This window comes from Streptomyces sp. NPDC046203 (assembly GCF_040646255.1).
Taxonomy (GTDB): domain Bacteria; phylum Actinomycetota; class Actinomycetes; order Streptomycetales; family Streptomycetaceae; genus Streptomyces.
In genome coordinates this window covers 21,566-43,230 of the sequence record NZ_JBEYZX010000036.1, presented here as the reverse complement: position 1 = coordinate 43,230, position 21,665 = coordinate 21,566, and the positions used below count along the sequence as shown (strand labels likewise).

At 72.3% G+C, this 21,665-nt stretch carries 13 protein-coding genes; 6 read left to right on the top strand and 7 right to left on the bottom strand.

Translation table 11 applies throughout. From position 1 onward, the window contains the following. The first annotated feature begins 1 nt into the window (after position 1). Both ABZ990_RS23145 and ABZ990_RS23140 read left to right on the top strand, forming a co-directional pair. Positions 2–1,195, top strand: coding sequence for a glycine C-acetyltransferase (locus ABZ990_RS23145; protein ID WP_361234637.1), 1,194 nt, complete (start codon positions 2–4; stop codon positions 1,193–1,195). Positions 1,196–1,260: 65 nt separating this feature from the next. Beyond that, positions 1,261–2,181 (top strand): LysR family transcriptional regulator, encoded by a 921-nt coding sequence (locus tag ABZ990_RS23140; RefSeq protein WP_361234634.1) that lies wholly within the window; start codon positions 1,261–1,263, stop codon positions 2,179–2,181. Positions 2,182–2,262: 81 nt separating this feature from the next. Here the strand turns inward: ABZ990_RS23140 and ABZ990_RS23135 are convergent, their stop codons facing one another. The 4 genes from ABZ990_RS23135 to ABZ990_RS23120 all read right to left on the bottom strand — a co-directional run bounded on the left by ABZ990_RS23135 (position 2,263) and on the right by ABZ990_RS23120 (position 7,276). Beyond that, positions 2,263–3,327: a 2,3-butanediol dehydrogenase gene (locus ABZ990_RS23135; protein ID WP_361234632.1), complete on the bottom strand. Its 1,065-nt coding sequence runs from the start codon at positions 3,325–3,327 to the stop codon at positions 2,263–2,265. 136 nt (positions 3,328–3,463) lie between these two features. Further along, positions 3,464–4,705, bottom strand: coding sequence for an MFS transporter (locus ABZ990_RS23130; protein ID WP_361234629.1), 1,242 nt, complete (start codon positions 4,703–4,705; stop codon positions 3,464–3,466). 404 nt (positions 4,706–5,109) lie between these two features. Continuing rightward, positions 5,110–5,322 carry a hypothetical protein gene (locus ABZ990_RS23125; protein WP_361234626.1) on the bottom strand — a complete coding sequence of 71 codons (213 nt, stop codon included), beginning with the start codon at positions 5,320–5,322 and terminating at the stop codon, positions 5,110–5,112. A gap of 97 nt (positions 5,323–5,419) precedes the next feature. Then, entirely contained in the window at positions 5,420–7,276 is a 1,857-nt protein-coding gene (locus ABZ990_RS23120; RefSeq protein ID WP_361234623.1) for a serine hydrolase, read from the bottom strand. A 167-nt stretch (positions 7,277–7,443) separates the two neighbouring features. Here ABZ990_RS23120 and ABZ990_RS23115 point away from each other — a divergent pair, with 167 nt between their 5' ends. From ABZ990_RS23115 to ABZ990_RS23105, 3 genes are all read left to right on the top strand, one after another. Beyond that, complete coding sequence (locus ABZ990_RS23115; RefSeq protein ID WP_361234620.1) at positions 7,444–8,553, top strand: nitronate monooxygenase family protein; 1,110 nt, start codon at positions 7,444–7,446, stop codon at positions 8,551–8,553. Beyond that, positions 8,550–10,220, top strand: coding sequence for an acyl-CoA synthetase (locus ABZ990_RS23110; protein WP_361234617.1), 1,671 nt, complete (start codon positions 8,550–8,552; stop codon positions 10,218–10,220). The genes ABZ990_RS23115 and ABZ990_RS23110 overlap by 4 nt, the downstream gene beginning before the upstream one ends. A 381-nt stretch (positions 10,221–10,601) precedes the next feature. Further along, positions 10,602–11,702, top strand: coding sequence for an ionic transporter y4hA (locus ABZ990_RS23105; RefSeq protein ID WP_361234615.1), 1,101 nt, complete (start codon positions 10,602–10,604; stop codon positions 11,700–11,702). A 170-nt stretch (positions 11,703–11,872) separates the two neighbouring features. Here ABZ990_RS23105 and ABZ990_RS23100 read toward each other — a convergent pair whose 3' ends face one another. Continuing rightward, positions 11,873–14,332 (bottom strand): penicillin acylase family protein, encoded by a 2,460-nt coding sequence (locus tag ABZ990_RS23100; RefSeq protein ID WP_361234613.1) that lies wholly within the window; start codon positions 14,330–14,332, stop codon positions 11,873–11,875. Positions 14,333–14,507: 175 nt separating this feature from the next. Between ABZ990_RS23100 and ABZ990_RS23095 the strand changes: the two genes are divergently transcribed. After that, positions 14,508–16,019, top strand: coding sequence for a fatty acyl-CoA synthetase (locus ABZ990_RS23095; RefSeq protein ID WP_361234612.1), 1,512 nt, complete (start codon positions 14,508–14,510; stop codon positions 16,017–16,019). Positions 16,020–16,223: 204 nt separating this feature from the next. Here ABZ990_RS23095 and ABZ990_RS23090 read toward each other — a convergent pair whose 3' ends face one another. Continuing rightward, the gene (locus tag ABZ990_RS23090) at positions 16,224–16,670 is read right to left on the bottom strand and encodes a MarR family transcriptional regulator (protein WP_361234610.1); all 447 of its coding nucleotides are present in this window, start codon (positions 16,668–16,670) and stop codon (positions 16,224–16,226) included. A gap of 79 nt (positions 16,671–16,749) precedes the next feature. Continuing rightward, complete coding sequence (locus ABZ990_RS23085) at positions 16,750–21,660, bottom strand: hypothetical protein (protein WP_361234608.1); 4,911 nt, start codon at positions 21,658–21,660, stop codon at positions 16,750–16,752. Between the last annotated feature and the right edge of the window lie 5 nt (positions 21,661–21,665).

The following is a 21,665-nucleotide window of genomic DNA, read 5'->3' as shown; positions in this document are numbered from 1 at the left end:
CATGTTCGATTCCGTACGCGACGACATCCGCACCACCCTCGACGAGATCCGCCAGGCCGGGCTGCACAAGCCCGAGCGGGTCATCGGCACCCCGCAGTCCGCGACCGTCGAGGTCACGGCCGGCGGCCGCCCCGGCGAGGTGCTCAACTTCTGCGCCAACAACTACCTCGGCCTCGCCGACCACCCCGAGGTCGTCGCCGCCGCCCACACCGCGCTGGACCGCTGGGGCTACGGCATGGCCTCGGTCCGCTTCATCTGCGGCACCCAGGAGGTGCACAAGGAGCTGGAGGCACGGCTCTCGGCCTTCCTCGGCCAGGAGGACACGATCCTCTACTCCTCCTGCTTCGACGCCAACGGCGGTGTCTTCGAGACCCTGCTCGGCGCCGAGGACGCGGTGATCTCCGACGCCCTCAACCACGCCTCCATCATCGACGGCATCCGGCTGTCCAAGGCCCGCCGCTTCCGCTACGCCAACCGCGACATGGCCGACCTGGAGCAGCAGCTCAAGGAGGCCACCGAGGGCGGCGCCCGGCGCAAGCTCATCGTCACCGACGGCGTGTTCTCCATGGACGGCTACGTCGCGCCGCTCGACGAGATCTGCGACCTGGCCGAGCGCTACGACGCCATGGTGATGGTCGACGACTCGCACGCCGTCGGCTTCGTCGGCCCCGGCGGACGCGGCACGCCCGAGCTGCACGGCGTCATGGACCGGGTCGACATCATCACCGGCACTCTCGGCAAGGCCCTCGGCGGCGCCTCCGGCGGTTACGTGGCCGCCCGCGCCGAGATCGTCGCCCTGCTGCGCCAGCGCTCCCGCCCGTACCTGTTCTCCAACACCCTCGCCCCGGTGATCGCCTCCGCCTCCCTCAAGGTCCTCGACCTGCTGGAGTCGGCCGGCGACCTGCGCGAGCGGCTGAACGCCAACACCGCGCTGTTCCGCAGCCGGATGACCGAGGAGGGCTTCGACATCCTCCCCGGCGACCACGCGATCGCCCCCGTCATGATCGGCGACGCCTCCGAGGCCGGCCGGATGGCCGAGCTGCTCCTGGAGCGCGGGGTGTACGTGATCGGCTTCTCGTACCCCGTCGTCCCGCAGGGCAAGGCCCGCATCCGGGTCCAGCTCTCCGCCGCGCACTCGGCCGAGGACGTGAACCGGGCCGTGGACGCCTTCGTCGCCGCGCGGGCCGCTCTGTAGGGCCGGTGTCACGACCCCGGTGTCCGCGCGGCGAGGCGAAGCCCGCCGTGAGGGACACTGGGGACATGATCGAAGCGCGGCGGCTGCACATTCTCCGGGCGGTGGCCGACCACCGCACCGTCACGGCGGCTGCCGCCGCGCTCTATCTCACCCCCTCGGCCGTCTCCCAGCAGCTCGCGGCGCTGGAACAGGAGACCGGCCACCGGCTCGTCGACCGCAACGCGCGCGGCACCCGGCTGACCCCGGCCGGCGAGATCCTGCTGAGCCACGCCAACGCCGTCCTGGCCCAGCTGGAGCGCGCCGAGGCCGAGCTGGCCGCGTACGGCTCGGGCGAGGCCGGGACGGTCACGGTGGCCGCGTTCGCCACCGGCATCGGCCTGGTCGTCGCCCCCGCCATCGGCGCCCTCGCGCGAAAGGCGCCCGGCATCCGGGTCCGGGTGCGCGACGCCGAGGGGGACGAGAGCCTGCTCATGGTCCTCGACCGGCAGGTGGACGTCGCCGTGGCCGTCGAGTACCGGGGCGCGCCCGGCGAGGACGACGCGCGCCTTACCCGTATGCCGCTGTACGCCGAGCCGTTCGACGCCGTACTGCCCCGGCACCACCGGCTCGCCGACGACGAGCGGACGGCGCTCGCCGATCTCGCCAAGGACCCGTGGATCGGCCAGTCCACTGGCAATCCCTGCCATGACGTGACGGTGCTGGCCTGCGAATACGCTGGATTCGAGCCCTCTCTGGAGCACATCTCGGACGACTTCCGGGCCGTCGTCGCCCTCGCCGCGGCCGGCGCGGGGGTCGCCCTCGTGCCGCGCTCGGCCCTGCGCGGCACCGACCTTGCGGATGTGGTGGTCCGGCCGGTCGACGGGGTCGCGCCCACCCGTCGTGTCTTCGCCGCCGTCCGGCGCGGCGCGGAGCAGCACCCGCTGATCCGCCCGGTGCTCGACGCCCTGCGCGAGGCCGCCGGGCCGGGTCCGGTGGACGAGCCGTAGGGCCCAGCCCGCCGCCGGAGACGGAAAAAGTGCCTCCCGGGTGCGGAAGGCACTTTTCGATGGTGGGTGAGGAGGGGCCGGTCAGCGGCGCGGGTCCACCAGGATCTTCACGGCCGTCTCGTTGTGGTGGATGAGGGTCTCGAAGCCGTCGTCCACGAGGCCGTCCAGACCGATCGTCTTGGTGATGAACGGCGACAGGTCGATCCGTCCCTCCTGGACCAGCTTGATGGTCTGCGGGTGGGAGTTGACGTAGGCGATGGTGCCGCGCAGGTCGACCTCCTTGAGGACGAGCTTCTGCATGTCGAGGCTGGCCGGCTTGCCCCAGATCGAGATGACGGTGATCACGCCACCCGGACGGACCGCGTCGAACAGGGTGTCGAGGACGGCGTTGACGGAAGTGGCCTCGAACGCGACGTCCGCGCCCTTGCCGCCGGTGAGGCGCCGCACCTCGGCGGCGACGTCGGTGGTGGCGGGGTCGATGACATGGTCGGCGACCTTGGCGTCCAGCGCCTTCTGCCGGCGCAGCGAGCTGAGCTCGCTGACCGCGACCTCCACGCCCATCGCCTTGAGCACCGCGCAGGTGAGCAGCCCGATGGGGCCCGCGCCGCCCACGAGGGCGAAGTCGCCCGCCTTCGCACCCGAGCGCTCGAAGGCGTGGTAGCCCACGGACAGCGGCTCGATGAGGGCCGCCTGGTCCAGCGGGACGTCGCCGACCGGGTGGACCCACCGGCGCTCGACGACGATCTTCTCCGCGAGACCGCCGCCTCGGCCGCCCAGCCCGATGAAGTTCATGTCGGGCGACAGATGGTAGGTCGGGTTGTTCTCGCTGGTGTCGACATCGGGGCGCACGATGTAGGGCTCGACGACGACCCGGTCGCCCGGCTTCAGATCCTCGACACCCTCGCCGACCGCGTACACCACACCGGACATCTCGTGGCCGAGCGTCACGGGCGCGGCCTCGCCGGAGATGGGGTGCGGGTGGCCGGCCGGCGGGACGAAGATCGGTCCGTCGAGGTATTCGTGCAGGTCGGTGCCGCAGATTCCGCAGTACGCGACGTCGATGCCGACGGTGCCGGGCTCGACGGCAGGCTCGGGGATGTCCTCGATACGGATGTCACCGCGGTCGTAGTAGCGCGCAGCCTTCATGAGGAAACGACTCCTTCGCTTATTGCCCGAATTAGTCTGATATTAACAATCGGCTTTTGCGGGCGATAAGGGAGGGGTTCGGTCGCGTCTCGCGTGCCGATCGCGTCTCGCGTACTGATCGCGCTGATCGTGCCGGTCACGCGCGCCGCGCCGGGGCAGGAGCGGCCGGTGCCGTCCGGGAGGTGTCGGGGTCGGGCTGTCGGCGGTGCGCCCAGCGGACGGCGCGGGGGGCCGCCAGGCCCGTGAGGGCGAACAGTGCGCCCACGACGTACCATCCGGGCCGGCCCCAGGTGATGCAGAGGGCGATGAGCAGCCCCGGGCCGAAGGCTTCGGCCAGTCCGGCACCGAGGCCGAAGACGCCGAGGTACTGGCCGGTGGCGTGCTGCGGCGCGAGGGCGAAGGACACCTCGAAGCCCGCGGCGGAGTGCCAGAGTTCGCCGACCGTGTGGATCACCATCGCGGTCATGAGCAGCGCGGCGGCGGCCCATGCGGGGATCCCCGCCGACAGGGAGGCCAGTGAGCACGAGACGAGAAAGGCCACGCCCGCCCGGCGGTAGGCGGCTCCGCCGGCCGCCGGGGAATCGATGCCGCGGCCGGCCCGCATCTGGAACGCGACGACGATGACGGTGTTGACGAGCATCGTGCCCGAGATGAGCCAGCGCGGGGCGGTGGTGGCGGTGACGAGCCAGAGCGGGACGGCCACCGTGAGCACCTTGAACTGGACGGCCATGACTCCGTCGAGGGCGGTGAGCAGAAGGTAGGGGCGGTCGCGCAGGGCGATCCAGCGGGGGCCGCCGGCGGGGGGTGCGGGCGGGGTCGGCGGCAGGAGGATCAGGATCGCCGCGGAGGCCGCGAAGGCGACCGCGTTGCCGGCGACCAGGAGCCGGTAGGCGGGGAGGGTGCCCACCGTGACGGCCCAGCCCGCCAGCAGGGCGCCGAGGGAGATGCCCACGTTGGTCACGGCGCGGAGGTAGGCGCGGAAGACCTGGGGTCGGTCCCCTCCGTAATGCCTGATGAGAGGGGCGCGTGCGGCGAGTCCGGCGGCCTTGGCGCTCATCGTCGTGCCCACCGTGACGGCGAACAGCCAGAAGCTGTCCGCCAGGACGAAGGCGGCGGTGGCCAGCGCCTGGGCGGCGAGGGTGAGCGCGTAGACGCCGCGCGCTCCGCGCCGGTCCGCCAGGTGGCCGACGCCGATGCCCACGGCCAGGGAGAGACCGCCGGCGATCCCGAGGCCGAGGCCCACTTGGGCCGCGGGGAGGTGGACGGCCTCGGTGAAGTACAGGACTCCGGCGGTCAGATAGAGGCCGCTGCCGACGGTGTAGACGAAGTTCGAGGCGGCGAGGACGCGTTGGGGTCCGGATGTCGGTAACAGAGGCATGAGGTAGCTCCGCGTCCAGGTTAGGTAAGGACTGGACTAGCTTTCTGCTTGTTACGTGCAAAAGCAAGAGAGTTGCAACAAGTGCGATGCACGGGGTGCCTCCGGGGTCGCTCGGTGGTTCCGGACCCGGAGCGGGAGTGCTTCGGCCGGCTTATGCCGGGGTGGCGGTTCCCGGAGTCGGGGCGATGTGTCGCGATCGGTGGCCGGGCGCCTGCTGTCGCGCTGCCGGATCGTGCCGCCGGGCGGCGGCGACCGCCGCCGTTACTCCGCCAGTGCCCCGCCCCGGCTCGGTCCGTGAGCGAGTGGACGCTCACGTCACAGCCACTACAGCGCCGCCTCGGCGCTGTTCGTGAGGATGGTGTCGAACGCGACGACAGCCTGCGGGGCATGACGGTGAGTCAGGTTCACCACTGCTTGAACAGCGGGAGCAGGGGCTCGGCCTCGCAGACCCCGCCGCCGACGACCACCACGCCCCACGGGCGCCCGGTCGGCGACTCGGTCAGGACGGCCTCGGCCGCTGCGTCGTACACGACCAGCGTCACGGTCGCGTCGATGCCGTGCCCGCCGAACCGGGCCGGCTCCGCGTCGAGAGCCGCGAGAAGGGCCTCCCGGTCCATGCCGGGAGTCGCGCGCGGGCCGTCACCGACGAGGAGGGCCGAAGGCGTACGGGCAAGCCACCCCGCCCCTCCCCGCCGATGAGGTGCCGGACGCGTTCTAATCCTCCGAGGCCGTCCACCCCTTCGCCTCGATCCGCGACCGGTCCGCCGGCCGGGCCTCGTCGAAGACCGGCTTGCCGGCGGTGCCGAGGAGCCGCAGACCGTCCACGTACACCCCGCGCCCGACGTAGAGCCGGTCGGTGGTGTAGCGCCACCGCAGTCGTACCGGCGCCGCCGACCAGGCCGACAGGTCGGCGGACAGATCGTGCCACGCGCGCCCCGACCAGCCGTCCACCGTCCCCGTCGGATGGTCCGTGCCGTGCGGGCGGCCGGAGCCGTGAGGGGAGGTGGTGAAGGGAACGGGCGACCAGTGCGCGCCGCCGTCGGCGGAGGCCTCCAGGGTGACGCCGTCCGCGTCCGGCTCGGTGTCCCACCACAGCGCGCACTCCATCCGCGCCGCGCCCGTGACGTCCGGCAGGGTGAGGGTGGCGGTGGTGCCGTTCGCCATCCCGGAGAACCAGGCGGTACGGCCCCGGGCCGGGCGCACCGGTACGGCGCGGGCCAGCGCGTCGGCGGTGGCGACGCGCGGCGCGGAGCCCGAGCGCCAGGAGCGCACCGGGTGCACCGAGTTGCCCAGCACGATCAGGAACGCGTCGGTCGACGGGTCGAGGACGAGGCTGGTGCCGGTGAAGCCGGTGTGCCCGGCCGTGCGCGGGGTGGCCATGGCGCCCATGTACCAGTGCTGGTAGAGCTCGAATCCGAGGCCGTGCGCGTCTCCCGGGAACGCCGTGTTGAAGTCGCGGAACATCAGCTCCACGGAGGCGGGGGAGAGGATCCGGGTCGCGCCGTACGCGCCGCCGTTGAGCAGGGTCCGGGCCAGGATCGCGAGGTCCCAGGCGCACGAGAACACCCCGGCGTGCCCGGCGACCCCGCCCATGGCGTACGCGTTCTCGTCGTGCACCTCGCCCCACACCATGCCCCGGTCGAGCCCGGACCAGGGGAGTCGTGAGTCCTCCGTCGCCGCGATGCCCGGCCGCCAGGACGGCGGCGGGTTGTAGCGGGTGCGCTCCATCCCGAGCGGGCCGGTGATCTCGGTGCGCAGGAGTTCGTCGAGGGGGCGGCCGGTGAGCTTCTCCAGGATCAGCTGGAGGGTGATCAGATTGAGGTCGGAGTAGAGGTAGACCGTGCCCGGCGGGTTGGCCGGCACCTCGTTCCACAGCAGCCGCAGCCGTCCTTCCCGGGTCGGCTCCTTGAAGAGCGGGATCCACGCCCGGAACCCGGAGGTGTGCGTGAGCAGCTGACGTACCGTGACATCCTGCTTGCCGCCGCCCCCGAACTCCGGCAGATACGCCGTGACCCGCTCCTCCAGTTCCAGCGCGCCGCGCTCGATCTGCCGTACCGCCAGGATCGAGGTGAACAGCTTGGAGACGGACGCCAGGTCGAAGACGGTGTCCTCGCGCATCGGGACCTGTTCGTCCGGCGGCAGCTCGACACCGGTGTCGGTCTTCTCGTCGTACGCGGAGTAGCGCGCCGCCATGCCGATCGGCCGGTGCAGGGCGACGGTCCCGCCACGCCCGGCGAGCAGCACCGCGCCGGCGTACCAGGGGTGCGTGGGGGAGGGGCGCAGGAAGGACTCGGCGGTGGTGACCAGCCGGTCCAGGTGCTCGGGCAGCAGTCCCGCCCGCGCGGCCGAGCCGCGCCGCAGGGTGGTTCGGCGGCCGCTGCCGAAGCCCGGATCCGGAGCCCTTCCCGCAGCCGTGCCACCCGCCTTGGCCGCGGATCCAGGTCCGGGCTCGGCTCCGGCCGCCGCCGGTACCGCACCGATCATCAGCGCACCTCCCAGGGCCAGGACCCCGCCGCCGAAGGCCCGTCGGCTCGGCCCCCGGCTCTCTGTTCCCGCTCGTCCTGCGGGCATCGTGGTTCCCGTGGTTCCCGTGGTTCCCGTCGTCCTCGTCGTGCTCGGCTCTCTCACCGGTTCCGTCATGCTCATGCTCTCCCACCCACCGCACCGCGCCGAAACAATCTGACACCGCATCAGGAAATCTCTTCCCTCGGCACACCGGCTGCGGCACCATGCCGCCCATGCAGACGGAGCTGAGCCGCACCCTGGGGATCGAGCACGCTCTCTTCGGCTTCACGCCGTTCCCCGCGGTGGCCGCGGCGATCACCAGAGCCGGCGGGCTCGGCGTCCTCGGCGCGGTCCGCTACACCGACCCCGGCGACCTGGCCCGGGATCTCGACTGGATGCAGGCGCACACCGGCGGACTGCCCTACGGTCTCGACGTCGTCATGCCCGCGAAGAAGGTCGACGGGGTGACCGAGGCCGAGGTCGAGGCGATGATCCCCGAGGGCCACCGCGCGTTCGTCCGCGACACGCTCGCCCGGCACGGCGTCCCCGAACTGCCCGAGGGGAAGACGTCCGGCTGGCGCATCACCGGCTGGATGGAGCAGGTCGCCCGCGCCCAGCTCGACGTCGCCTTCGACTACCCCGTCAAACTCCTCGCCAACGCCCTCGGCTCGCCACCCCCCGACGTCGTCGCCCGCGCCCACGACCACGGCATCCTGGTCGCGGCCCTGGCCGGCAGCGCCCGGCACGCCCGCCGCCACGCCGAGGCGGGCATCGACATCGTCGTCGCCCAGGGCTACGAGGCCGGCGGCCACACCGGCGAGATCGCCACCATGGTGCTCACCCCCGAGGTCGTCGAGGCCGTCGGCCCGCTGCCCGTCCTCGCCGCCGGCGGCATCGGCAGCGGCGAACAGATCGCGGCCGGTCTCGCCCTCGGCGCCCAGGGCGTCTGGCTCGGCTCGCTCTGGCTCACCACCACCGAAGCCGCACTCGGTTCCCGCGCCCTCACCGCCAAGCTCCTCGCCGCCGGGTCCGGCGACACCGTCCGCTCCCGGGCCCTGACCGGCAAACCGGCCCGCCAGCTGCGCACCGCGTGGACCGACGCCTGGGACGACCCGGCCGGCCCCGGCCCGCTGCCCATGCCGCTCCAGGGCCTGCTCGTCGCCGAGGCCGTCTCCCGGATCCAGACGTACGAGGTCGCCCCGCTGCTCGGCACCCCGGTCGGCCAGATCGTCGGCCGGATGACCTCCGAGCGCACCGTCCGGCAGGTCGTCGACGAGCTCACCCGGGGCTTCGAGCGGGCCGTCGACCGGATCGAGCGCATCGCCGGAAGGAGCGCGCGGTGAGCGAGGGACCGTTTCGAGGGGAGGGTGGGGGATCGGTTCACGGGGAGGGCGGGGGATCGGTTCGCGGACAGGGCGAGGGGCCGGCGCGCCGGGAGGGCGAGGCACCCCGCGGTTTCTGGGCCGAGGCCGCGGCCGACCCGGACCGCGTCGTCCTCGTCGCGCCCGACGGTACGGAGTGGACCGCGGGCCGGCTGCTCGGCGACGCCAACCGGCTCGTGCACGGACTGCGCGCGGCCGGACTGGACCGAGGCGACGTCCTCGCCGTCGTGCTGCCCAACGGCCCCGAACTCCTCACCGCCTATCTCGCCGCCGTCCAGGCCGGGCTCTATCTGGTGCCGGTCAACCACCATCTGGTCGGCTCCGAGATCGCCTGGATCGTCGCCGACTCCGGCGCCCGGCTGCTGCTCGCCCACGAACGGTTCGCCGGGGCCGCCGCCCACGCCGCCGACGAGGCGGGCCTCGCCCCCGCCGGGCGGTTCGCGGTCGGCCGGATCGCCGGGTTCCGCCCGTACGGCGCACTCCTCGACGGGCAGTCGGCGGCGGCCCCCGCCGGCCGCACCCTCGGCTGGGTCATGAACTACACCTCCGGCACCACCGGCCGCCCCCGCGGGATCCGGCGCCCGCTGCCCGGGGTGCTTCCCGAGGAGACCCACCTGGGCGGATTCCTCGGCATCTTCGGCATACGGCCCTTCGACGGCAACGTCCATCTGGTCTGCTCGCCGCTCTACCACACCGCCGTGCTCCAGTTCGCGGCCGCCGCCCTGCACCTCGGCCATCCGCTCGTCGTCATGGACAAGTGGAGCCCCGAGGAGATGCTGCGGCTCGTCGAGACCCACCGCTGCACCCACACCCACATGGTGCCCACCCAGTTCCACCGGCTGCTCGCGCTGCCCGAGGAGACCCGGGGCCGCTACGACGTCTCCTCGATGCGGCACGCCCTGCACGGCGCCGCGCCCTGCCCCGAGCACGTCAAGCGCGCCATGATCGAGTGGTGGGGCCCCTGCGTGGAGGAGTACTACGCGGCGAGCGAGGGCGGCGGGACCTTCGCCACCGCCGAGGACTGGCTGAAGAAGCCCGGCACCGTCGGCCGGGCCTGGCCCATCAGCGAACTCGCCGTCTTCGACGACGACGGCAACCGGCTGCCGCCGGGCCGGCTCGGCACCGTCTACATGAAGATGCGCACCGGCGGATTCCGCTACCACAAGGACGAGGCCAAGACCGCGCGCGGCCGGATCGGCGACTTCTTCACCGTCGGCGACCTCGGCGTCCTCGACGAGGACGGCGACCTCTTCCTGCGCGACCGGAAGATCGACATGATCATCTCCGGCGGCGTCAACATCTACCCGGCCGAGATCGAGGCCGCGCTCCTGGCCCATCCCGCCGTCGCCGACGCCGCCGTCTTCGGCGTCCCGAACCCCGACTGGGGCGAGGAGGTCAAGGCCGTGGTCGAACCGGCCGAGGGGCACCTGCCCGGCCCGGAACTCGCCGCCGCGCTCCTCGACCACTGCACGGGCCGGCTGGCCTCGTACAAACACCCGCGATCCGTCGACTTCATCGCCGCCATGCCCCGCGATCCCAACGGCAAGCTGTACAAGCGACATCTGCGGGCGACGTACGGGGAACACGGGGAACACAAAAGAGACGAGGAAAACAGGCAAGGCGGGTAACACGGGGAACACAGGGAAAACGAGGAGAACAGGCCGGGCGGCAAGGCGGGGAAGGCCACGCCAAACCGCGCTGACCAACTCCCGCGAGGGACCGGAAACGGCTGCGCGAACGTCTCCGGAACAACGGAGAAGCGGTCCCGCGCATGCCTCCGGAACGGATCCGGGATCGCCACTGGCGGTCCCGCACGACCAAGGGCGCACCTCGCCGCGGTCCCCTCGAACGTACCTGAGAAATATGCCTCGCGTCGAACGCCCGTCCGATGAAAGAAAAGGTGAAGGTCCCGTGATCCCTTGCCTGGCAACGTAATTGAGTGAGCGTCATATTCGGCGCGCACACTTCAAACGGAGGGTTAGGCTCCCCTTTGTGGCAGGATTCAGGCCATGAGTTCGACTACCGCAGGACTGACACGACAGTGGACCACCTGGGGACCGGTCGTCGCGGCCATCGGCCTAGCCTTCGGATGGGGGCGCGACCACCTTCCCGGTTTCGCCGTGGCCCTCATCGTGCTCTGCCTCTTCGCCGCCGTCCTCGCGGCCGTCCACCACGCCGAGGTCATCGCCCTGCGTGTCGGCGAGCCCTACGGCTCGCTCGTGCTGGCGGTGGCCGTCACCGTCATCGAGGTCGGGCTGATCGTCACCCTGATGATCGGCGGCGGCGACAAAGCCACCAGTTACGCCCGGGACACCGTCTTCGCCGCCGTGATGATCACGTGCAACGGCATCGTCGGTCTCGCCCTCCTGGTCGCCGCGCTACGCAATCGGACAGCGGTCTTCAACGCGGAGGGCAGCGGCGGCGAACTCGCCGTCGTCTGCACCCTCACCACGATGACCCTGGTCCTGCCGGCCTTCACCACCAGCCACCCCGGCCCCCAGTTCTCCGCCGCCCAGCTGGGCTTCGCGGCCGTCGCCTCACTCTTGCTGTACGGCGTGTTCGTCGGCGTCCAGACCGTCCGGCACCGCGACTACTTCCTGCCGGTGACCCGGCCGGGCCAGCAGGCCGACGACGAGCACGCCGCGCCGCCGAGCGCCAAGCTGGCGTGGATCAGCCTCGGCCTGCTCCTGGTCGCCCTCGTCGCCGTCGTCGGCAACGCCAAGCTCGTCTCGCCCACCATCGAAGACGCCGTCGCCACGGCCGGACTGCCCAAAGCGGTCGTCGGTGTCGTCATCGCCATGATGGTGCTGCTCCCCGAGACCCTCGCCGCCGTGCGGGCCGCCCGCCGCGACCGCATGCAGACCAGCATGAATCTGGCGTACGGCTCCGCCATCGCCAGCATCGGCCTCACCATTCCCACGATCGCGCTGGCCTCGATCTGGCTGGAGGGACCGCTGATCCTGGGGCTGGACCCGCTCCACATGGTGCTGTTCGTGCTCACGGCCGTGGTGAGCGCCCTGACGGTGGTGCCCGGGCGGGCCACCCTGCTCCAGGGCAGCGTCCATCTCTCCCTCTTCGCGGCCTTCGTGTTCCTGTCCTTCAGCCCGTGACCCGGTCCGTGACCCGGTCCGTGACCGGGATGTGAGCGGGCGCGGGCCATGAAACCGGGCGGGAGCGGATCACACGATCCGCTCCCGCCCGGTCGTCGTATCAGCGGTCAGGCCACACCAGGCCACACCCCGGTCCGGCCACTTGCCCCGGCCCGCTCACGTCCTCGCGCTCAGTTCCTCACGGTCACGACCTTGAGCGCGGGCGAGCGCAGGATGTCCTTCTCGCAGTAGCGGGAGGTCACCCACTGCTCCTTGGAGAACAGCCGCGTCTGGTCGCTGTAGTGCGCCGAGCCCGTGTTCTCGGACTGGGAGTACGTCAGCAGGGTCCGGGCCACCGGGCACCGGCTCCCGTCCCAGCCGACCGCCTGGACATGGCTCGTCCCGTGCACGACCTCGGTGTAGCCGCCGCCCGCCGCGTTCCACACGGACTCCGTCTTGTTCCAGACGCCCAGCCCCTCGGTGCCGCCGCCCACCGGGATCCGCTCCCCGCCGCGCACCACGAACTGGTGCCGGCCCAGCGGCGCGTCCAGGGCGATCCCGGCCGCCCGCAGCTCGGCCACCGTGTCCTTCAGCGCCTTGGCGAACGCGGGGGAGTCCGTCGCGAGGACGCGCGGAGTGCCCACCGGATCGGCCGCCGAGAACGGCACCTTCCACTGCTCGGCCGGCGGAATCTGTGCCGTGAACTTCCGCCAGAAGCGGTCGAAGAGCAGCGCGCCCCGGCTGTCCGTGTCCACCGTGCGGTCCCAGGCGGCGATCACCCGGCACGGCTCCGGGTCGTCGGCGAGCACCGCCGTACAGGCCCGCGCCGTGTCCGCCGCCGCCAGGTCGCCGATCGGCACCCGGTCGGCGAACTGCTGCCGCTGGAGATCCCGTACGGTCAGCCGGCCGCGCGCGGCCATCGCCGACACGTCCTCGATCGCGCCTCGGGTGCGCGGGGAGCGCGCGGTGCCGATGGTGCCGAAGACCCGCTCGTAACCGGTGACGGGCTGCTCGGCGTTGGCCAGCCAGGCGCTGTCGTTGGAGTTCTCCACATACGGGGCGTCCCGCAGTACCGGCATGCGCGCCGGACCGAAGATCCCGCTCTGCACGGCGTCCCGGTCCGTGCCCGGGGCGCAGTCGGCGCGCGAGCCGTCGAGCACCGCGAGTCCGGAGGAGGGATAGGTGGCCTGGCCGAGCGCCGTCGAGCAGCGCCCGGCCAGCTCGTCGGTGACCCTCGGCAGCACCTGGGCCTGGGTGAACAGGGTGTGCCCCGCCGCGTCGGCGGCGACGGTGTTCACCCAGGGCAGGCCCTGGGTGCGGCGCAGCGACGTCTCGATGTCGCGGGTGGAGCGGGCCTTGGCGAAGCCCAGTTCGGTGTCGGACATCCGCAGGTTGGCGGCGTTCGGGTCGCCGAGCGCGTAGGCGGTCGTCGCCGTCCACGGCAGCGGCAGCGCGGGGCCGAGACTGCTGACCACCGGTCCGTACCGGGTCCACCACTGCGTCCGGGTGACCGAGGCGCCGCCGCCGACCGCGACCGTCACCGGGCGCCGGGTCATCTTCTCCCGCCGGCCGTCCACCAGGTACGCGGTCGGGTCGGCCGGGTCGAGGGTGAGCTGGTGCAGGGTCATCGGCACGCCGGTGGCGACGGTGTGGCTCCAGGCCACCTTGTCGTTGAAGCCGATGTTGACGACGGGGCTGCCCACCAGGGAGGCGCCGGAGACGTTCAGCTCGCCCGGGATGGTCTGCTGGGACTGCCAGAAGCGCCGGCCGCCCTGCCAGGGGTAGTGCGGATTGCCGAGCAGCAGCCCGCGTCCGTCCGAGGTCGTCGAACCCCGGAACGCGACCGCGTTGGACCCCATGGTCGCGTTCGCGGCCGAGAACAGTTCCTTCGCCGCGGCGGCGGTACGGCCCGGATCGGGGCCCGGATCCGGAGCCGGGTCACGGCGCGTGCTTCCGGCCGGCGCCGGACCGGTGGCGGTGGCGGTGGCGGTGGAGGAGGGTGGCTGGGCGCCGGTGATCCCGTCCACGGCGCGGCCCTGACCGCCGATCACCGCCAGGGCCCAGCTGCGGCGTGCCACGTCGAGGTCGGTGATCGGCCGTACCCAGCCGGCGCCCGCGCAGACCGGGTCGGTGATCCGGTTCTGGCGCAGCCAGGCGTTGTAGCCGGCCGCGTAGCCGCGCGTCAGTTCCTCGACCTGATCGCTCGGTCCGGCCGGCGCGGGCTTGGCGAGCAGCGCCTCGACCGTCCCCGCGTCCTTGACACCGCGGAAGAACAGGTCGCTGGAGAGGTTCTTGGTGACCGAGGACATCGCGCCGTCGGTCACGGCGTCGGGGCCGAACCAGCGGGAGCGTTCGCCGTCCACCGTCACGAACCCGTCGGCCAGCGTGCATATCTGATCGGCGGCCTGCGCCCAGCCGGTGCCGAAGCCCAGGTTCGCGTAGTCCTTGGCCACGATGTGCGGGATGCCGTACTCGGTGTAGCGGATGACCGCCGACAGACCGCGGTCCGACGGCCGGTGCGTCCGGTCGCCCGGGCCGGTGGCCGCCGCTGCGGGCAGCGAGGCGGTGACGGTGGCGAGGGCCGCGCCGAGGAGCGCGAGGCGTTTCAGCCGGCCGGGAACGAGACCGGGAATGAGAGTGCGCGGATGCAACGTTTCTCCCAACGGACGAGGAACAACGGGCATGAGTCGAACTCGGGAGCCCATCCAGACAGGCGGGCGCCCGCCCTGTCAACCGCCGATCCCGGGCGCGGGCGCTCCCGGGATCCGTACAACCGGCTCGTTCCCGGTACTTGACCAGGTGTCCACTCCCGCCCAAGATCCAGCCATGGAACGAGAGCTGCTGTCCCGCACCGTCGACGGCGTGCTGCGCCGCAGCGCCCAGCGCGTCCCCGACCGGATCGCCGTCCGCTACGGCGACCGGACCTGGACGTACGCCGAGCTGGACGCCGCCGTCTCCACCGGGGCGTCGCTGCTGTACGAGGCCGGGCAGTGGACCGGGCTCCAGGAGGGCGACCGGGTCGCGACCTACGCGCACAACTCCGACGCCTACCTGATCGCGTTCCTCGCCTGCGCCCGCGCCGGTCTCGTCCATGTGCCGGTCAACCACCACCTGACCGGTGACGATCTCGACTACGTCCTCCGCCAGTCGGGCAGCGCGCTGGTCCTCGCCGATCCGGACCTCGTCGGCCGGATCCCCGACGACATCCCCGTACGGGCCCTGCGGGACACCGCGGACTCCTTCCTCACGGCGCTCGCCGAGCCGGACGCGTACCAGCCGGAGCGCGACACCCGCGATCTCGTCCAGCTGCTCTACACCTCGGGCACCACCGCCCTGCCCAAGGGCGCGATGATGACCCACCGTGCCCTGGTGCATGAGTACGCGAGCGCGATCGACGCCCTCGACCTGCACGAGGACGACCGGCCCGTGCACGCGCTGCCGCTCTACCACTCGGCGCAGCTGCATGTCTTCCTGCTGCCGTACCTCGCGGTCGGCGCGGAGAACGTCATCGTCGACGGGCCCGACCCGGCCGTCCTGCTGGATCTCGTCGCCTCCGGGCGCTGCGACAGCCTGTTCGCGCCGCCGACGGTGTGGATCGGTCTGTCCCGGCACCCGGAGTTCGCCACCCGCGATCTGTCGGCGCTGCGCAAGGCGTACTACGGGGCCTCGATCATGCCGGTCCCGGTCCTGGAGCAGCTGCGGGGCCGGCTGCCCGGGCTGCGTTTCTACAACTGCTTCGGCCAGTCGGAGATCGGGCCCCTGGCCACCGTCCTCGGGCCCGACGAGCACGAGGGACGGCTGGACTCCTGCGGGCGGCCGGTGCGTCATGTCGAGGCGAAGGTCGTCGACGAGCAGGGCAGGGAAGTCCCCGACGGCACGACCGGCGAGGTCGTCTACCGCAGCCCGCAGCTGTGCGCCGGATACTGGGACAAGCCGGGGGAGACCAGGGAGGCGTTCCGGGGCGGCTGGTTCCGCTCCGGCGACCTCGCCGTCCGGGACGCCGACGGCTATTTCACCATCGTCGACCGGGTCAAGGACGTCATCAACTCCGGCGGCGTGCTGGTCGCCTCCCGTCAGGTCGAGGACGCCCTCTACACCCATCCGGCGGTCGCCGAGACGGCCGTCGTCGGACTGCCCGACGAGCGCTGGATCGAGGCCGTCACCGCCTTCGTCGTCCCGTGCGCCGAGGTCACCGAGGCCGAACTCCTCGCCCACGCAAAGGAGAAGCTCTCCGGCTTCAAGGCCCCGAAGCGGGTGATCCTCGTCGACGCGCTGCCGCGCAACGCGAGCGGCAAGATCCTCAAGCGCGAGCTGCGGGAGCGGTTCGCCGACCGCTGACGGCGATCGCCGCGCGTGCGGGAGTGACGCCGAGGGGCGGGGTGCGGGCGTCGGCGGCCTGCGATCGTACGTTCCGCTCCCTCGGTGAACCGCCCCCCGGTGAGGGGAAGAGCCCGCGCGGACGGCCCGCGGCCGCTGTCGCGTGTGGTCGGCGGCGGCCGCGGGCCGTTCTCGCCTGTCGTCCCGTAGGGGATTTTTGCCGGGTCAGCCGGCGGGCGGGGGAGTGAAGACCCTCTCCAGGAGTGCGTGCAGACGGGCCCGGTCCTCGTCGCCGAGCCGGTCCAGACCTTCCCGGGTGGTGCCCATCCCCGCGCGGATCGCGTCGGCGACACGCTCGCCCTCGGCGGTGAGGACGACGTTCTTGACGCGCCGGTCCGAGGCGTCGGCCTCGCGGCGCACCAGGCCGCGCTTCTCCAGCCGGTCGACGATCCCCGTCACGTTGGAGGCGTCGCAGGTCATGTGCCCGGCCAGGGCGCGCATCGAGGCGGGGCCCCGGCGCAGCGTGGCCAGGGTCTTGGCCTGGCTCACCGTGAGGTTCTCGTGCGCCGCCGCGACGGTGAAGTCGCCGTAGAAGACGCCGAGGGACACCGAGAGCAGCTCCATGAGCCGGGCCGTGTCGGCGGGCGCGTGCGTGCGGGGAGCTTCTGTCATGGCGCCACTCTACCGGGGGAAACTTGACTATCTCAAATATCAAGTTCTACCTTCTTTTATTGCATGAAGTTCTCAAGCATCAAGGTTCCTCCGGCACGCCGGGCGCGATGGCGGTCAGGCCCCGGAGGTGGTCGGCCGGCAGGTCGGCGAGCACGGCCTCGATCCGGCCCAGGGCGGAGTGGCTGAAGTGGACGTTCGGACGGGTCGGCGAAGGACCGATGGCCACGTGGTAGCGGGCGCTGAGGGCCTTCTCGCGTTCGGCGACTCCGTGGTTCCACAGCAGGCCGGGGAGCCCGTAGCCGCCGGATCCGAGCCGGGCCATCCTGACCGGAAGCCAGCTGCTGCGGCTTTGCTGGGGCGCGGAGACGGCCCTGTCGGTCGTGTGGGGCGCGTTCTGCTGATCGTGCTGGTCGCTCTGACCGGTCTGGTCGCTCTGGCCGGAGTGCTCGGGAGAGGACTGCGTGGGCTGCTGGTTGGACCTGAGCGACAGCAGGCGGCGCATGCCACCGCGCAGACCGGGCTGTTCGGCGAAACGCGGGTCGGTCTCGGCGAGCAGCCGGCGCTCCTCCGCGACGGCGGCGGCCACGGCGTGTGCGGCGGAGTCGTCGGAAGAGCCGGGGGTGTCCGAAGTACCGGAGGTGCCGCGGGTGTCGTGCGGGCCGTCGGCCGGGGACGGGTCGGGGCCGAGGGCCTCGGCCACCCGGGTGATCCAGCCGTCCTGCACCTCACGGAAGGCGACCGTGTCCGGGTCGGTGCCGAGGGCCGGCCGAGGGTGCACCTGATGCTCCGCCAGGATCTCGATCGCCCGGCGCGTCCGGGGCGGGAGCCCGTCGGAGACCAGGTCGCCGGTCCGGCTGGGACCGGCCACCGGACCGTCCGCGGGCGGCACGGGGCCCTCGCTCGCCGGGTCCGGTCCGGCCCCGGCGGGCAGGCCCGTGGTCCGGCGCGTCCCGTACTGCCGGGCCAGTTCGAGGGAACGCGCCCTGGCGCCGTCCGTCCCGCCCGTGAGCACGCTGTGGCTCAGCAGCGTGACGAACGCCCCGATCAGCTCGCGCCGTTCGACCGCTCCCGGGCGGTCCATGTCGAGGAACCAGACGTGGTCGGCCGACACCTGGGCGCGTGCCCACTGCTCCGCCTGCGCCATCCGTTGCGGGGGTACCCGGCTCAGGTACGCCTCGGCCCGCTCCAGCGCCGCCCGGTCCTCGGTCGTGAGGGGAGCGGCCGTCAGGGGTGCGGCCGGTGCGGGCGCGGCCAGTGCGGGCGCGGCCAGTGCGGGCCGGCCGTCGTCCGGGAAACCCGACGGACCGGGCTCCTCGGTTCCGGTGAAGGTGAAACCCGCGGCGAACGCGTCCTCCACCGCCGCTTCGACGTCGTCCGGGTCGCCCTCCAGCATCTGGTGGGCGACGGCCACGACGTGCCGGTCCGCCGGGGAAAGGCCGTAGAGGTCGTCGGCATGCGCGTCGAGCCGCGCGACCAGCTGCGGCACCCCGGCCGGAGCGCCGCCCAGACGCGCGAACGCGTCCGTCACCGCGGTGAGCGCCGGGCCGGGCAGCCCCCGGCCTGCGGGGCTCTTGCCCCAGTGCCGTGCGAACGAGCGCAGCGGATCGGCGTACACGTAGTCGTCGCTGTCGCTGCTGTCGCTACCGCTGTCACTGGTGCCGTGTTCGTCACTGTCACTGCTATCACTGCTGTCGCCACGGTCGTCCCGGTACACGAGGGACGGGACGGCGGCAACCTGCTGTGGCGGCGCGAGAGGCGCGCCGGGTTCCGACCATTCGACGGTCCGCGTCGCCGCGTTCCACCGTCCTCTCCGGTCGGTTTCCCTGTCGTACACGGAGACGACGGCCTCGGCGGGTATGCCCCCGACGAAGGCGACTTCCTTCTCGTCGTCCCGGTACACCGTCAGCTGCGGCATGTCGTCTTCGAGCGACGGGTCTTCCGCGAGCAGGCTGTCCAGGGTCATGGGAACGTCGACACCCGAGTCCGTGCTCCGGATCTCGTACTGGTAGCGCCGGTCGGTGTACTTCAGCAGCTTCTCGTCGCGCGTGGTCGAGACGAACTGGGCCCCCTCCTCGGGCGGCGCGGTGACCCACTGGACGATGTCCAGGACGTTCGAGGGATTGCGCGCCCGGAAACCGTCGCGAAAGACGTCGCCGGGTTCCTCGCCCGTGTTCCGCCATACGGTCCGGCCCGGAGCGCTCCACGACACGAAGTCCTCATCGGCCTCGTGGATGTACCGCATGCGAGGGACCGCGCCCTGCGACGAGCCCGTCATCATGCGCACCGTCAGGTCCTGGGCGGCGACCGTGCCCAGGGGGTGCGGCTTGCCTCCGGCGGGAGCGGTGAGCGAGTCGATCCAGCTCCGCACCTTCTCCCTGGTCCACTCCGACCGGTCGGGGTCGGGCCCGGCCGGCTTCTTCGGGCCGGCCGTCGGCTTCAGGTCGGCGGCGGAGGCGACGAGGGTGTCGCCGGAGTCCGACGCGCTGTCGACGACCGTGTCCGTGTCGTCGAGCGGGGCATCGTGTCCGGGGTCGGCGGAGAAGTCGGATTCGGTCGCGAGGACGGTATCGGCAGTGCCGGTGTCCAGAACGGCGGACGGGGCGGTGTCGGTCGCGGACAGGGTGGCCATCGGTACGGGGGCGGCGAGGTCGTCCTCCCATGCGCCGGTCTCGTCCGGAACCTCCGTGGCCTCGGGGCTCGCGGGGGTCTCCTGTACGTCGTCGGCGGAGCGCGGGCGGTCGGCGCCCCGGCCGTCCGTGGCGGGCCACGGACGGGATGTCGGCGCGGCCGAGACCGTGCCGACCGGAGTGATCGGGGTGATCGGCCCCCCGCCGTTGTCCTGACCGTCCACGGTGACCGGGTCTGTCGTCGTGACGGGGCCGGAGGTGACCGGCGGGGCGGGGCGGACCGTGGTGTCCGGTTCCGTCGTCGGGGTCGTGAGGATGTCGGGCGTGGCGGCGTCCGCCCCGTTCCGTTCCTGGTGGGAGCCCTGCTTCGTCCGGTCCGGGTCGCCCTGCGCGGGAGTGTGCGGCGTCGTTCCCGTGCCGGGGCCCGTGGTGCCATCGGTCTTCGCCACCGGGGTCGCCGGTGCGACCGGTGCGGCCGGTCCGGCTGGTGGCGGGCTCGGCGTTCCTGCCGGAGCCGGAACCGGAGCGGTTACGGGTCCGGTAGCGCCCACGGGGCTCGCGGGCACGTCCGGTCCCGTGGGCGCCGATGTCACCGGCCCCGTACCGGTCGTCCCCACCGGGCCGCCGGTTCCTGCGTTCTCGGAGAGCTGCCGGGCAGGGGCCGCCTCCTCATGGTCGCCCGTGGGATTCCGTACGGCCGGGCCGTCGTCGCCGACCGGGCCGGGGCCCGGCTGCGCGGAACTGCCGGGGCCGGTGGACGCGAGAAGGCCCGCGGCCGGCCGGATGTCGTTGTCCGCCGCCCCGGTGACGGGCGGCACGGTCGCCGCATCGCCGTCACCGTCGACATCGGCGGGTGCCGTGGGCGGGGTCGTACCGGCGGCAAGGTGTTCCGCCCCGTCCGCCGTGTTCCGCGCGGGTGTGGGCCCGCCGCCTGACACCGTCGCCGGACCCGCTCCGCCCGACGTGGCCCCGGGTGTGCCGTCAGCCGTACCGTGGGCCGTGTCCTGAGGTGTGCCCTGGGGTGTGCCCCGGGACGGGTCCGTGGCCGCCGGTGAGACGGAGCCTTGGGACGGGGCCGGGGCGTCGGTCTGCGAGAGCGTCGCGACCGGTGCCGGTGGAGCCACCACGGGATCCACGGGCCCGTGCGCCGCCGGGGCCGGAACGGCCGTACCCGCGGCGGGAATCCGTACGCCGCCGCCCGGTCCCGTGTGGACCGCGGGCCTCTCGCCGCTCGGTACGCCGCTCTTCTCGTCCATGGCCCGCGCGGGGGCCTCGGATGAACCGGCCGAGGTGTTCGGCAGGGTGGAGTTCACGTTCCCGGAGAGTGTGAGGTCGCGCAGCCCGTGGCTGAACTTCTCGGTTCCCGCGAAGACCAGTTGGGTGTTCAGGCCGCTGACGAAGGAGCCGTGGAAGGTCGCCAGTTCCCAGGAGCCGTAGAGCGCGCCCTCGGTGACGGTCTCCGCACCGGCCGAGAGGGTGGCGTCGAAGCCTTCCTCGGCGGTCTTGCCGCCGATCTTCGCGCCGTGGGAGAGCGGTCCGCCGGATGCCGGGGTCTTCGTCCCGGGCAGAGCGGTACTCCGGACCGGGGTGGTGTTCAGTCCGGGCATCCGGTCCGCGTCGGCGAACTTCATGCCGAGGCCGGGCCCCTTGTCGAACGTGTCCTTGAAGAACCCCTTGAAGAGACTCTTGCCGCCGTGGAAGACATGCTCGAAGAGCGAGTTGACGGCTCCGGTCGCTCCGCTCATGAGGATGTTCTTCAGATCGAAGCCGTGCGGCTTGCGGCCGGGGTCGGCCGTGATGATCAGGGCGAGACGCGCCGCGAACGTGCTGAATGCCTCCTCCAGTGCCTCGCTCAGGGTCGGCATGAGGTGGCTGCGCCTGACCAGCGTCTGCATGATCAGCAGCATCCTGGCCCGCGAACGGGCCTTGGCGATCGCGGTCTTGCCGGCCGTGGCACCGCCGCTGAAGAAGGTCATGACCGCGAGGACCGCCAGCTCGATCAGCAGGATGACCGCCTCGATCACCAGCTGGATCTTGGACTCCGCGATGTCCATCGAGGTCTTCACACGGCCCTCGGCGATGTCCTCCAACTGCTGGGCGAACGCGACGAGATGGTTTGTCCCTCCGTCGTCGGTCAGCGACTTCACCGCGCCGACGTACTGCTCGGCGACCCCGGGCGGCAGGACCCGGCGGGCGAGATGGACGGACTCCTCCAGGAGGTCCGACAGCTTGTACATCGCGTCCGCGAGATACCGGAACGGCCTGCGGCTCAGATAGGCGAGATCTTCACTGGCCTGGAAGATCTTCTCGCCCAGAAGTCCGTAGAACAGGTTGTTGAGTTCCTCCGAGACCGCGATCGCCATGACGG

What these genes read in the sequence shown, in the direction of transcription:
- ABZ990_RS23115 (WP_361234620.1), top strand. Translation starts at nt 7,444, where the DNA reads ATGCAGACGGAGCTGAGCCGCACCCTGGGGATCGAGCACGCTCTCTTC.
- ABZ990_RS23140 (WP_361234634.1), top strand. Translation starts at nt 1,261, where the DNA reads ATGATCGAAGCGCGGCGGCTGCACATTCTCCGGGCGGTGGCCGACCAC.
- ABZ990_RS23125 (WP_361234626.1), bottom strand. Translation starts at nt 5,322, where the DNA reads ATGGACCGGGAGGCCCTTCTCGCGGCTCTCGACGCGGAGCCGGCCCGG.
- ABZ990_RS23105 (WP_361234615.1), top strand. Translation starts at nt 10,602, where the DNA reads ATGAGTTCGACTACCGCAGGACTGACACGACAGTGGACCACCTGGGGA.
- ABZ990_RS23095 (WP_361234612.1), top strand. Translation starts at nt 14,508, where the DNA reads ATGGAACGAGAGCTGCTGTCCCGCACCGTCGACGGCGTGCTGCGCCGC.
- ABZ990_RS23130 (WP_361234629.1), bottom strand. Translation starts at nt 4,705, where the DNA reads ATGCCTCTGTTACCGACATCCGGACCCCAACGCGTCCTCGCCGCCTCG.
- ABZ990_RS23120 (WP_361234623.1), bottom strand. Translation starts at nt 7,276, where the DNA reads ATGCCCGCAGGACGAGCGGGAACAGAGAGCCGGGGGCCGAGCCGACGG.
- ABZ990_RS23090 (WP_361234610.1), bottom strand. Translation starts at nt 16,670, where the DNA reads ATGACAGAAGCTCCCCGCACGCACGCGCCCGCCGACACGGCCCGGCTC.
- ABZ990_RS23135 (WP_361234632.1), bottom strand. Translation starts at nt 3,327, where the DNA reads ATGAAGGCTGCGCGCTACTACGACCGCGGTGACATCCGTATCGAGGAC.
- ABZ990_RS23145 (WP_361234637.1), top strand. Translation starts at nt 2, where the DNA reads ATGTTCGATTCCGTACGCGACGACATCCGCACCACCCTCGACGAGATC.
- ABZ990_RS23085 (WP_361234608.1), bottom strand. Translation starts at nt 21,660, where the DNA reads ATGGCGATCGCGGTCTCGGAGGAACTCAACAACCTGTTCTACGGACTT.